Source organism: [Roseibacterium] beibuensis (assembly GCF_039542305.1).
In the GTDB taxonomy this organism is placed as follows: Bacteria; Pseudomonadota; Alphaproteobacteria; order Rhodobacterales; family Rhodobacteraceae; genus Roseibacterium; species Roseibacterium beibuensis.
On the sequence record NZ_BAABHW010000005.1, the window covers coordinates 195862 to 207876 of the forward strand.

Sequence of the window (12015 nt, forward strand, 5' to 3'; positions counted from 1 at the left end):
AAGCGCGGCAAGGGGCTCGATGCCCCTTGCGGTGCTTCCCCCGGGCGACGCGTGACACGCGGCGCACCCCCTCAAACCGGGTCGGGCAGCGACAGCTCTGCGAAATGGGCCACCAGCCGCAGGGTCCCGCCCGTGAAATCGCCGCCCGTGGCGGTGATCTCCAGTGTCGTGGGCGCCCAATAGACCTGCGGCGCGCCGGGTCCGTTGACCCAGGAGTTCTGCGCCAATCCCAGCCCCGAGCCATAGCGCGCCGGGTCGCCTGCCACGCCCAGGGTCCAACTCGTCGCCGTCCCGGTGATCTCGGCCACGACCCGGCCGGTGACGCCGAAGGCAATGGCGCGGGCCGGGAAGGCGATGGGCGTCGTGACGGACGCCCCGGGCGTCACCGCCACCTCCATCTCCACCGCCCGCATTGCCAGCGCCGCCCCCCCGGGCGAGAGCGTCAGCGCCCCCATCCGCCAGGCCGCGCCGTCGAACATCGCGGGTTCGCCCGCATCCAGCACCATCGCGCGCCAGCCCCGCCGGGCCGGTGCAAAGACCCAGCCGCCGCCCAGCGCGATGGCCACCGTCCCCGCCTGCCCGGCCCAGTCGTTCACCGCACCAACCGGCACGCCGTAGCATGTGCCCTCAGGGGCCGACGCGGGCGGCGTCACCTCGCTGACCGAGGCCAGCACCAGCTGCGTCAGCCCGTCCAGACGGCCCAGCGCCTCGTTCACGGTCACATGTTTCTGCGCCTGCGCGGGCGCCAGCATCGGAAGGCTCAGGTTGGGCGTGTCAGTCATTGATCTCGATCCTTGCAAACGGGCCCGGTCCGAACCGGTCGGAGACCTGGGCAACCTCGATGGAATAGGCGGGCGCGGTGCCATCGGCCCCGCGCATCGCGTCGGTATAGGTGAAAACGGGGCTGCCCAGCGTCGCCTCACGGCGCAGCCCCCCGGCATCCACGATCCGCACCAGGTACATCTCGCTCGCTTCGCCCAGCGGCACGTCCAGCCCCTCCCAGCTGTCGGCGTCGATGCGCGAGCGGCGGATCCACGTGACCTCGCGGCCCGCCCCAACCCGCCGACTGCGCAGATGCGCGGGGCTGTAGGGCCTGAGGCCCACGCCCTCGAAGGCCAGCACCTTCTCGGTGTAGCTGGCATCGTCGAGCGCGCGGCGCGCCGGCCCCACGCGCCAGTAGCGCGCCAGCCCACGGGCCGAGGCGGGCAGATCGACCTGCCCCACCGCCCCGTCGAGCAGGACGAAAAGGCTCCCCTCCGGCCAGATCGGGGGCATGTCGGCATCGGTGCCCTGCTGACCGCGCAGGCGCAGCCCGATCTCCCACACCTCGGGGCCGACCAGCGTCGCGTCGCGGAACTGGATCACCTCCCAGCCTGCGCCATCGCTCGCCCCGATCGCGGCGAGGTTCGCGCCGTTGAGCACCGCCTCCGCCTCGGCGGAGGAGAGCGCGCCGGTGGCGATCCGCACGCGCACCGCGCCCGAGCGGTCCCAGATGCCGGGTTTCGCCGCGAAAAGCGGGGTCTCCAGCGTGCCCGCAACTGCCCCCTGTTCGACCAGCTTGTTCAACTCGAACCCGTCCGGGCCGGGCGCGGAATAGACCGCCGCCGAGCCGGGCCAGGGATCGGCCGCGACCGCGATATGGGGCGCGTGCGCGACCTCGTCGCCGGTCAAGAGCGGCAGGTCGAGGAAGATGGAGGAAACCGGCAGCGGCGGCACGAATAGCGATTGGCTGATCGCCTCTTCGACCTCGTCGGAGGGGTCGGTCGTCGTCGGCTCCACCCGCACGGCCTCGATCTGCCGCAGCGCCCCCGCCTCGACCCGGTCGATGCGCCATGTGCTGCCGTCCTCCAGCGCCACCATGTCGCCCGCGCCGAGCGACCGGCGCGAGGGCGGCAGCGCCAGTTTCACCACGTCGCGCGCCACCCGCGCCTCGGCCAGCCAGCGTTCGGCGATGGCCTGCCCCTCGGGGCCGGTCAGCGCCATGGGCAGGTTGGAGTCGTTGACCACGTCCGCCCCGTCGCCGGGATGCACGGCCTCGGAGACGCGTGCCTCGTAAGCTGCCTCGGCCTCGGTATAGCCGATGCGCAGGCGGCCCACGGTCTCGGCCTCGGGGGCGCGGATGCGGGTCAGCCCGCTTTTTCCGTCCTCGTCGATGGCGGTGCTCTCCCCCTCGATCACCGCGGCGGGGCGCGATGGCAGGGGCAGGAAGACCAGCTTGCCCTCCCGCTCCACCGCGTGGAAGCCATGGGCCAGCATCAGCGATTGCAGCCGCGCGCGGGCCGGTTCGGTTTCCCCCGACAGGTGCCCGCGGACAAGGCCATGCAGGCGCGAGACGTCATAGTCCTCGGCCCCCAGCCCGGCGCTTTCGCAGATCTCGGCCACCACCAGGTCCAGCGGCGCGGCATCGAGCCGCCCGGTCAGCCAATGACCCCGGCGCCAGTTCCCGCCATCCGACCAGCGCGCGCGGTCGTTCGGGAAGGCCGGCCAGGGTCGCGCGTCCCAGGCCCAGGCATGGGCATGGTCCATCTCCAGCATCGGGCCGCCATAGATCTCGGAGACCGGGTTGGTCGCCGGATCGTCCCAGTAGGACAGGACCGCACGCAGGTATTGCGCCTGCATCAGGTCGTCTCGCCGCCCGTTGGAGTGGCGCGGCATCGCGCTTTCGGCGCTTTTGGCGTCGAGAAAGGCGTTGGGCTGGTTCGCACCCTTGTCGATGGCCGCGCAGCCGAACTCGGTGAAACGGATCGGTTTGGAGCGCGGCACCCAGGGGGTCGAGGCCGCATCGCTGATCAGCGCAACATCCGCGATCAACAACGTTTCGGCATCGGTTCCGGGCGCGCGCATGTCGACCGGGTAGAGGTTGACTGTGTCGCGATCCGGCCGAAAGGCAAACCGAACCTCCCGCCACGTGCCGTCGGCGGTAAAGAGCTGCCGGTGATGGGCGCCGTCGTAATAGTTGAGGCTCGCGGTTTCCGGCGCCCCCGAGGCCGACCTGACCAGCAGGCGGAAGGTATAGAGCGCCCCGGGAACGACATCGATATTGGCGTAGCAGTAGGACGCGCCGGTCAAGTCGAAGACGCGCGAGGCAAAGCGCCCGGCATCGTTGACGGCGGCGCGATCCTCGATGCTCATGGCGGTTGCGCGAAAGGTGTCCGACAGGGCGTCGCCCGCGTCGAGGATGTCGCCCTCGACACCGCGACGGCGGTCGTAGTGGCGCTGCTCCCACCAATCGCGCAATGCCTTGACCCGGAACACCCAATCCTTGCCGAAAAGCCCATCGGTGATTGGCACCCGGCGCTGCGCGGCGCGGGCCTCGGCGCTCGGGTAGTACCAGTCGCCGCCCTCGCCGCCCTCGATATTGGCGCGCAGGTAGGCAAGGTCGTGGATCGTATCCCACTGGGCCGCATCGGCATGGTCGTGCCCGTCGCGCCAATCGGCCACGGGCATGTAATTGTCGATCCCGATGAAATCGATGTTCTCGTCCGCCCAGAGCGGGTCGAGATGGAAATACACGTCGCCCGAACCGTCCTGCGGGTGATAGCCGAAATATTCCGACCAATCGGCGGCATAGGTGAGCTTGACCTCGGGCAGGAGCGTGCGCACCTCTGCCGCAAGGTCGCGGAGCCGGTCCACAGCCGGAAAGCCCAGGGCATCGCGCATCTGGGTCAGGCTGCGCATCTCGGACCCGATGCAGAAGGCCTCGACGCCCCCCGCCGCCGCACAGAGCGCGGCGCAGTGCAAGATGAAGCGCGTATAGGACCATTCGTCGGGGCCGTGATAAGCGACCCTACCCTCGGTCACCGTGAAATCGGCAGCCGTGACCGTGCCGAAGAAGAACGCGGTGGCGACGGCGTTGGCGGCGGTGCCATCGGGGCTGCCCGGCTGGCCGGGGGCAAGATCGCCGGTGATGCGCCCGCGCCACGGCAGATGCGCCTGCTCGGCCCCGCCCCAGGGGTCGGACATGCCGTTGCCTTCGAGGATTTCCATCAGCAGGAAGGGGTAGAACATCACCTCCTGCCCGCCGTCGCGAATGGCGATGATGGCCTCGATCACGCTTTCATCGGCGGGCGTGCCGCCGTAGATCGGCCGCCCCTCGGCGTCGCGGGCGATCTCTTCGGCCTGCTTGCGCTCCAGCGCACCGACCGTCCAGGGGTGTTTCTTCGCCTTGCGGTCGCGGTCCTCGACCTTGGGTTTCACCCTGCAGGCCCCCGCGCGCAGGTCGTCGCCGAACCACGAATAGATCAGCGAGACCGATGTGAGGTTGGGCAGCGTATCGCGCAGCGTGGCCAGCGATTGCGAGAAATCCGACAAGCCGCCCTCGGCCGAGACATTGGCCGCCCCGCCCGACCCGAGCGCGCCGTCATAGGCGACGCGGCTGGTGGAGAGCGCGTATTCCCCCGTGCCCGGCATCATCGCCACGGCCCGGACCATCTCGGCAGCTTGCGGGGTATGGGGGGCCTCGACCCGCGGGTTGCGCACCACCTCGAAGGCGAATTGCGGCACGCGGTTGCCATAGGGCGAGAGGTCCAGATCCTCGAACACGACATAGGCGATGCCGCGATAGGCCGGCACCTCGCCCGCGCCTTCGACCGCCTCGATCAGCGGGTCGGGCAGTTGGTCCTCGCCGCCCTTGTGCAGGCGCATGGTGACGGTCTCGCGGTCGATCTCGACCCCGTCGGCCCAGATCCGGCCCACGCGTGCGATCTCGCCCTCGCAGAGCGCGACGGCAAGGCTGACGGAATAGGAATAGCGGACGGTCTTGGGCTGCGGGGCCGCGCCCTTGCTGCCGCCCGATTTCTTGCGGTGCTCGACGAATTGCGTGGCCCAGATCACCTGACCGCCCAGGCGCATCCGCCCGAAAAGCCGCGCGACGGGCGCGCCCTCGCCCGCGCCGGTGATGCGAAAGCGCTCGACGCGGCCCTGTTCGATCGCCTCGGAGCCCGCGCCCATCAGGCGCTGGTCGATCACGCGGCCGATCGTGGCGCCAACGGCGCGGCCCAGAACCGCGCCCGTCAGGCCGAAGACCGAGGCCTGCGTCATGCCGCCAAGGGCCGCGCCCGCCGCCGAGAGGAGGAGTGTCGCCATGTCTCAGATCCTTTCAGGAAAGGCGAAGCGCGCCACGACGCGCCGCGCCCAGGGGCCGGTCAGGCGCGTCTCGACGACGCCATGGCCCGACCAGGCGTGGATGAAGCTGGCCCGGCCCGGTGCGGCCTCGGCCTGCACGCCCATGTGTTTCGCGACGCAGCCCGTCCGCATCCGGAACAGGAGCACGTCGCCGGGTGCGGCCTCGGCCGCGGGTTTCTCGGTCATGTGCCGCCGCGCGGCCTGCCAGAGGCGTTCCTCGCGGCCCGCCTCGGACCAGTCTTGCGTGTAACCGGGCACCGGTTCGGGCAGCGCGCCGAATCGGTCGCGCCAAAGCCCGAGGATCAGGCCCAGGCAATCCGTCCCCGCCCCCCGGCACGAGGCCTGGTGCAGGTAGGGCGTGCCCAGCCAGCCGCGCGCGGCGGTGACGATCTCGGGCGCGCTCATCTGCGAGAGCCGCCGAAACTGTCGGAGCGCCGCGAGGGATGCGCGGCCATCCAATCCTCGCCGGGAATGTCGGGAAAGCCGCGGAAATTCAGCAAGTTCGCGAATTTCAGCTTGCAGGTCTCCATCCGCTTGTCGCAACCGGCGGTCAGGCGCAGGGGCGTGCCCGGCGTCACCTCGGCGCGCAGACTGTCCCAGAGTTCCACCCGGCGGTTCCCGTCTTCGTCCAGCCGATCCCGCTTGATCGCCCCGCTGAGGCCCGCGCCGGGGCCGTCCTGCACCCGCAGAAGGCCCCGTTCGAACCAGCGCGGCTCGAAGGGCAGCGCGCCGTCGAAAGTGAAGACGCGCGCGTTCTCGACGGCGATGGGCGCGGCCTCGGTCCCGTAGCCGGGGGTGGACAGGTCGAAGCGGCAGGCCGCGTCGCCCAGAACGGCGGAACAGGCGCGCTGGTAGACGCGCCCCTGCGGCCGGTTCAGCGCTTCGGACAGGCCCCGCAACTCGGCGGTGAAGGCGCCCTCGCCCCGGCTGATCTCGCCCAGCGTGCCACGAAATGTCAGCGCGCGGTTCTCGGGCGCGGCCCATTGCACCAGCCACGCCTCGATCCGCGCGCCGTCGAAGCGGCCCGCCTTGATATCCTCCTCGGTGACGGCGGCATCCGAGAGCGCGCCGACGCCCTCGGTATTGTCAACCGCAAGGCCCGTGGTCTGGCTCAGCGCCGCCGCCGACAGGCCCGTGCCCGCGCGAAAGGTGACCCCGTCGAAGCTCAGGTCGCGGTCATGGTCGGTGAAGCCGTAGCTGACGCCGTCGGCGCGGGTCAGCTTCCAGCAGCGCGCGACGCCGGTCGTGCCGGTCGCCAGATGCGCGTCGAGCCCCTCGACCCCGCTCATAGCCGGATCTCCACCACGGGCACGCTCAAGGCCTCGCCCGCCTGGAAGGAGGCGACGCTGGCCTGGATCGTGTCGGTGTCGAAGCGCACGGGCACGTCGAATTCGAACCCCGCCGTCACCTCTTCGCCCGCCTCGGGGGCGTCGGCGAAGGTGAGGGTCCCCGCCGCGTGATCGACGGTGTAATGGACGCCCTGCACCAGTTCCTCGGCCGAGACGCCCGCCAGAACGGTGCCTTGCACCGGCTTGGCGATGGGGCGGTCATAATGGATGTCGCCCGAGGCATAGCGTTTCGACAGGCGGAAGGTGGTGCTGACCCCGTCGCCCGTGCCGATCCGCTGGTCGCGGAAGCCCGGCGTTTCCGAGGGCAGGCAGGATTTGAAATCCGACCAATCCTTCCACCGGAACCCGTAAAGCTGCCCGCGCCGCGCCTCGAAAAACGCGATCAGCCGCGCGATATCGTCGAGCGAGCGCATCGCCACGCCCGCGTCATAGCGGCGGCGCGACTGCGCCCAGGGGGTGTTGCGTTCCTCGAACCCGTTGGTCAGCGTCACCACCTCGGTGCGCCGCTCGGGCCCGCCGACCGAGCCGAAGCTCAGGTTGGCGGGAAAGCGAACCTCGTGAAATCCCATGTTTCCTGGCCTTTCTCAGCGGTTGCGCTGGCCACGCGCCAGCGCGCGGCCCATCTCGGCGGCGATCTGGCTCTGGCTCCGGCGGAAGCCCTGCACATCGGGCGTGGTGATGTTCATGGTGACGGAAACGGCCCTGCCGCCACCCGCCGCCTGCACGCCCAGCCGCCCGTCCGGGCCGCGCGTCAGCGGCATGATCGCCTCGGGTCCGGCCTCACCCATCAGGCCGAGGCCGCCGCGCATGGCGAAGGGCGTCGGCCCGCTGACCACGCCGCCGCGCGCAAAGGGCGTCACGCGCCCGCCGGAAAAGGCGCCGCCTTTCTCGAAGGGCAGGATCGAGGACATCAACCCGTTGATCCCGCTGGAAATCACCCCGCCGATCGCGGTCTGAACCGGGCGCATCGCGGCGTTGTAGGCGGCGTCGATCATGCTGGTCGCGACGGTGCGCAGCGCGTCCGACAGGCGCATCCCGTCGAACACCAGCCCATCGAAGGCGCGCCGCAGCCCGCCGCCGATGGCGCGGCTCATGGTCTGCACCTCGCGGTTGGTATAGAGCATCGCGCCCTGCATCCCCTCCAGTTCCGCCTGGAAGGCCGCGGCGATGGAGGTCGCGCCGGACAGCGTCGTCTCCAACTCCGCGATCTGCGCCTCGAACCCGTCGAGGTCGTCACTCATGTCGGCCATCGGCCCTCTCCTTTTCGGTTGGCTGGTCGGGGAAGCGCGCGAGCAGCGCGTCCAGCGTGTCGCGGCGCATCGGCGCGGCGCCGGTCCCCTCGCCCAGCATCAGAAGCAGTTCCGCGGGGGTCAGCGCCCAGAACTCGGCCGGGCGCAGGCCAAGGCCCTGGATGCCCGCCCGCATCAGGGCGGGCCAGTCGAAGCCGGCCCGCGCCCTCATTCCGCCCCCCGGAAGGCCAGCGCCAGAAGGCGCGCGGCGACCCGCGCAGCCTCGATCACACCGCCTTCGATCTCGGCATGGGCGAGGTCGCGCAGATCGCCCTGCCAGCCGCCGCCGCGCAGCCCCGCGCAGATCAGCGCAAGGACATCCGCCGCGCGCGGCCCCTCGCCCTCGAAGCGTTCGACCAGCGCCGGCAAGCTGCCCGCGCCAAGGCGGTCCTCCAACTCGGCCAGCGCGCCGAGGGTCAGGCGCGCAACATGGCGCTGGCCGTCGATGACCAGCGCGACCTCACCGGCATGGGGGTTGGCCATGGTCCCGCCCCTCAGATCGCGGTGAAGGTCAGCGCGCCGGCCGAGGCCATGGCCATCTCGTAGCTGGCCTCGCCGTCATGCGACCCGGCATATTCGATCGAGGTGATCTGGAACGGCCCCTCGATGATGCCGAAATCGGGGATGACGACCTGAAAATCCGGCAACTCGCCCGACCAGAAGATCGCCCGTGCGCGTTCGTCCGTCGTCGCGTCACGAAACACGCCCGAGCCCGAGATCGCCGCCGTGCGGACGCCCGCGCCGGACAGCAGCTCGCGCCAGCCGCCGGTGGATTCCAGGCTGGTCACATCGACCGTTTCGGCGTTGAAGCTGAGCCGCGTCGCGCGCAGCCCGGCGATGGTTTCGAACTGGCCCGAGCCGTCCATATCGACCTTGACCAGCAGATCCTTGCCGCTTTGAGCAGTCATATCTTTCTCCAATTTTGAAAATGCGTTGCAATGCGTTCTTCAAGCATCACGCGAGGTCTATTCTGGCGCGAAACCAGATCTCGATCTCGCGCCGTTCGCCCGAGTGGCGGGCCCGCGCCCGCAGGAAATCGAGGCTGACGAGATGCCCGCGCGAAAGGCTCAACGCGGCCCCGTCCAGCGCGTCGGAAATCGCGACGGCAAGCGTCTTGGCGGTGGCGAAGCCCGCGCCGTCGGTGATGACCGAAACGGGCAGATCGTGGACCGCCCCGGCCCCGGTCTTGTCGGCCCGCGCCCGCGCGCGTTCGGGCCCGAGGCTCACGTAGAGCGAGGGCACGGGACCGGGCGGCAGCGCGTCGTGGATCGCGCCATTCGACAGCGCGACGACGGTCGGATCGCCCGAAAGCGCGGTGAAGATGGCCGTTTGCAGGGCCTCGCTGGCGGCATAGCTCATGCGCCCGTCTCCTCCTTGGCGAAACACAAAAGGTAGCGGCCCGTGGCGTCGGCCTCGGTCACCGCCTCGATGCGGAAGATCCGCGCGCCCTCGCGAAAGCGCATCTCGGCCGTGGGCCGCGACGGCGCGCCGGGCGGGGCCGCGCGAATGGTGATCTTCAGCGCCAGTTCCGAGGCCGCGTCGGCCTCGCGCCCGGCGCCGCGGGGCACGACCTCGGCCCAGAGCTTGCCAAGCGCCGCCCAGCTTTCGGTGAAACCGCCCGCGCCGTCGGGCACCCGGTTGGGCGCCTCCAGCGTCAGGCGGCGCGACAGGTCCGGCGCGCTCATGCCCCCGCCCCCCGCAGCCGGACCGAGCGATGCGGCTCGATCAGGACGGAGACGGCAAAGGGGATGCCCGCGTCGGTGTTGATGTTCTGGCCGTAGAACTCGCCCGCCAGCAGGATCAGCGCCTGCATCAGGTCGGCGGGCATCAGCGGCCAGTCATCGGCGTAACCGGCCATGAACTCGATCTCGGCCGACCCACCCAGCGAGATGGTGGGCAGGCGCGCGGCCGTGGCGGTCAGTTGCGGGCGGTGCGCGTCCTCGACAAGGTGATAGGCGGCGGGGTCGACCACCGTCTCGGACCCGTTGCGCCCGACCAGCCGCACCTCCTCGATCGAGGAGACGGGCGCGATCGGCAGCCGGTGCAGCCCGTCCTCGGACCAATGCGTCACGGTCAGGAGAAAGCGGCGGGAAAACAGCGCCTTGCCGGTGCGCGCCTCGATGGCCGAGGCCGCCGCGCGCAGGCAGCTTTCCAGCCGCGCATCCTGGTCCGCGTCATCGGTGAAGCCGCGTGAAAGGCGCAGGTGATCTGCCAGGGCGGCAATGGGAAGGATGCCACTTTGCACCGTGGTCAGTTCGACCATCATCATGGGAATCATCTCCGGGATATCCTGCTCGGGGCCATAGGGCGCCGGGAATTGTTGTTGTTATGCGGGGACTTGGCCTCGCGATGCGGGGATCGTCTTGGGGTGACGGCGACGGCGTGCGCTGCTCATGCGGGGAGACGCGCAGCTGGATCGCCCCCCGTCGCCGCCGTCCCCGCCCCGGCCGGAAATGGCACGGGGCGGGGAACCTTGGCGCGCGCCCGAGGGGTTACGACGCGCCGAACTTCATCAGCTTGATCGCGGCAAAGTCGGTCACGTCGCCGCCGACGCGCTTTGTGGCGTAGAACAGGACATGCGGCTTGGCCGAGAACGGGTCGCGCAGCACGCGCAGGTCGGGGCGTTCGGCGATGGTGTAGCCCGCGCCGAAATCGCCAAAGGCGATGGCGGTGGCGTCGGACGCGATGTCGGGCATGTCCTCGGCGATCAGCACCGGGTAGCCCATCAACCGGGCCGGTTCGCCCTGCGCCAGGCCGTCGGACCACAGGAAGCGGCCGTCGGCATCCTTCATCTTGCGCACGGCCCCGGCGGTTTTCGAGTTCATCACGAAGCTCGCATTGGCGCGGTAGCGTGCCCCGAGCGCATAGACCAGGTCGACGATCGCGTCCGCGGGGTTGGTGGCGTCGAAATCGCCGTCCGTGCCGGTCGCGACATAGCCGAGGCTGCCCCAGGCCCAGCTGGCATTCGCGACCATCGGATGGGTCAGAAGGCCGGTGGGCTTGCCCGAGCCGTTGCCGTTGATGAAGGCGTCGGCCTCGGCGCGGGCGAACTTGTCGGCGATGCGGGCGGCGAGCCAGCCCTCGATGTCGAAGGCCGCATCGTCCAGCAGGCGCTGGCTGGCCTTGGGAAGCGCCGACAATTCATGCAGCGGGATCGAGATGCGCTCGATCTGCGGCGTGTCGGTCTCGCCCGTCGCGGTGGTCTCGTCGGCCCAGCCGGCCCCGGCCTCGGTGGTGTCGATCAGCACGTCGAAGCTGCTGGCCTCGACGGCCACGACATTGGCGATGGCCCGCAGGCTGGAGGCCGAGCGCAGGACCGACTGGATCGTCTCAGCCGTCTGCGGATCGACGAGGTAGCCGCCCTCGGCATTGACGGCGGTGTTCATCGCCTTGCCCTCAAGCTCGAGGCCGCGCAGCGCGTCATCTTCGCCGCAGCGCAGGTAGGTCGACAGCGCCTTCTTGTGCGGCGCGCCGGTGTCGATCTCGGTGGCCAACGCGGGGCGGGCATGGGTCATGGTCTTGGTGGTCAGCATGGAAATCCGCTCTTCCTGTTTTTGAAGCTTCACTTGCATGTCATCTTGAAACTGGCTGATTTCATTCATGAAACCGGCAATTGCCGATTTCACCTCAGCCAGCGGGGCCGAAGGTTCCGTCTCGGTCATCACGAACACCTCTCTTACGGTGGGATCAGCGGGCCGTACGCGCCGCCAGTTTGCGGCGGGCGTCCTCGAACACCGTCGCCAGGTCACGCAGGTCGCTGGCCTTGACGGCGGGCGCCGTGGCCGCGGCGACCCGCGCCTCGGGGAGCATGGGGAAGGTCACAAGCGACACCTCCCACAGCTCCACTTCCGACAGGAGACGCTGCCCCTTGTCGTTCTTGTGGGCGCGCACCGTGCGATAGCCGATGCTCAGCCCGTCAATCGCGCCTGCCTCGATCAGGGCCGCAGCCTCGCGGGCGCGGGCGACGTCATCCAGCAGGCGGCCCGTCACGAACAGGCCCTTGGCGTCCTCGGCGACCGTGTCCCAGATGCCGATGGGTTCGCGCGGGTCATGCTGCCAGAGCATCTTGACCCGGCGATCGGCGCTCAGGCTGCGGGCGTAGGCGCCGGGCTCCACCACGTCGCCGCCCTGGTCCGCCGCCCCGAAAAGCGAGGCGTAGCCTTCGATCCGCACGCCGTCCTTCAGGGTCAGATCCGCGTCGAAGCGGCAGAACTTGGTCTCAAGCCCTGTTTCGAAAAGTCCATTCATTTCCG

At 70.0% G+C, this 12015-nt stretch carries 14 protein-coding genes; all 14 read right to left on the reverse strand.

Translation table 11 applies throughout. The features are described 5' to 3' along the window. Window positions 1-71: 71 nt before the first annotated feature. The 14 genes from ABD923_RS15815 to ABD923_RS15880 all read right to left on the reverse strand — a co-directional run bounded on the left by ABD923_RS15815 (window position 72) and on the right by ABD923_RS15880 (window position 12010). Complete coding sequence (locus ABD923_RS15815) at window positions 72-782, reverse strand: DUF2793 domain-containing protein (protein ID WP_259552328.1); 711 nt, start codon at window positions 780-782, stop codon at window positions 72-74. Continuing rightward, window positions 775-5085, reverse strand: a complete 4311-nt coding sequence (locus ABD923_RS15820; protein ID WP_259552326.1) for a baseplate multidomain protein megatron — start codon at window positions 5083-5085, stop codon at window positions 775-777. Before ABD923_RS15820 ends, ABD923_RS15815 begins: the two co-directional genes overlap by 8 nt. A gap of 3 nt (window positions 5086-5088) precedes the next feature. Further along, a complete protein-coding gene (locus ABD923_RS15825; protein ID WP_259552325.1) occupies window positions 5089-5529 on the reverse strand; it encodes an NlpC/P60 family protein in 441 nt (146 codons plus the stop codon). Continuing rightward, window positions 5526-6413 carry a DUF2163 domain-containing protein gene (locus ABD923_RS15830; RefSeq protein ID WP_259552324.1) on the reverse strand — a complete coding sequence of 296 codons (888 nt, stop codon included), beginning with the start codon at window positions 6411-6413 and terminating at the stop codon, window positions 5526-5528. Before ABD923_RS15830 ends, ABD923_RS15825 begins: the two co-directional genes overlap by 4 nt. Further along, window positions 6410-7042: a DUF2460 domain-containing protein gene (locus tag ABD923_RS15835; protein ID WP_259552322.1), complete on the reverse strand. Its 633-nt coding sequence runs from the start codon at window positions 7040-7042 to the stop codon at window positions 6410-6412. Before ABD923_RS15835 ends, ABD923_RS15830 begins: the two co-directional genes overlap by 4 nt. Window positions 7043-7057: 15 nt before the next feature. Next, entirely contained in the window at window positions 7058-7723 is a 666-nt protein-coding gene (locus tag ABD923_RS15840) for a phage tail tape measure protein (RefSeq protein WP_259552319.1), read from the reverse strand. After that, the gene (locus ABD923_RS15845) at window positions 7707-7934 is read right to left on the reverse strand and encodes a rcc01693 family protein (RefSeq protein WP_222186918.1); all 228 of its coding nucleotides are present in this window, start codon (window positions 7932-7934) and stop codon (window positions 7707-7709) included. Before ABD923_RS15845 ends, ABD923_RS15840 begins: the two co-directional genes overlap by 17 nt. After that, window positions 7931-8245 (reverse strand): gene transfer agent family protein, encoded by a 315-nt coding sequence (locus ABD923_RS15850; RefSeq protein WP_259552317.1) that lies wholly within the window; start codon window positions 8243-8245, stop codon window positions 7931-7933. Before ABD923_RS15850 ends, ABD923_RS15845 begins: the two co-directional genes overlap by 4 nt. Window positions 8246-8256: 11 nt before the next feature. After that, the gene (locus ABD923_RS15855) at window positions 8257-8670 is read right to left on the reverse strand and encodes a phage major tail protein, TP901-1 family (RefSeq protein WP_222186916.1); all 414 of its coding nucleotides are present in this window, start codon (window positions 8668-8670) and stop codon (window positions 8257-8259) included. A gap of 46 nt (window positions 8671-8716) precedes the next feature. Next, entirely contained in the window at window positions 8717-9121 is a 405-nt protein-coding gene (locus tag ABD923_RS15860; RefSeq protein ID WP_222186915.1) for a DUF3168 domain-containing protein, read from the reverse strand. Further along, window positions 9118-9447: a phage head closure protein gene (locus ABD923_RS15865; RefSeq protein WP_259552314.1), complete on the reverse strand. Its 330-nt coding sequence runs from the start codon at window positions 9445-9447 to the stop codon at window positions 9118-9120. The genes ABD923_RS15860 and ABD923_RS15865 overlap by 4 nt, the downstream gene beginning before the upstream one ends. Beyond that, window positions 9444-10040, reverse strand: a complete 597-nt coding sequence (locus ABD923_RS15870) for a head-tail connector protein (RefSeq protein ID WP_345229528.1) — start codon at window positions 10038-10040, stop codon at window positions 9444-9446. The genes ABD923_RS15865 and ABD923_RS15870 overlap by 4 nt, the downstream gene beginning before the upstream one ends. 214 nt (window positions 10041-10254) lie before the next feature. Further along, window positions 10255-11424 carry a phage major capsid protein gene (locus ABD923_RS15875; RefSeq protein ID WP_259552310.1) on the reverse strand — a complete coding sequence of 390 codons (1170 nt, stop codon included), beginning with the start codon at window positions 11422-11424 and terminating at the stop codon, window positions 10255-10257. 25 nt (window positions 11425-11449) lie between these two features. Beyond that, window positions 11450-12010: an HK97 family phage prohead protease gene (locus ABD923_RS15880; protein WP_259552308.1), complete on the reverse strand. Its 561-nt coding sequence runs from the start codon at window positions 12008-12010 to the stop codon at window positions 11450-11452. Window positions 12011-12015: the final 5 nt, after the last annotated feature.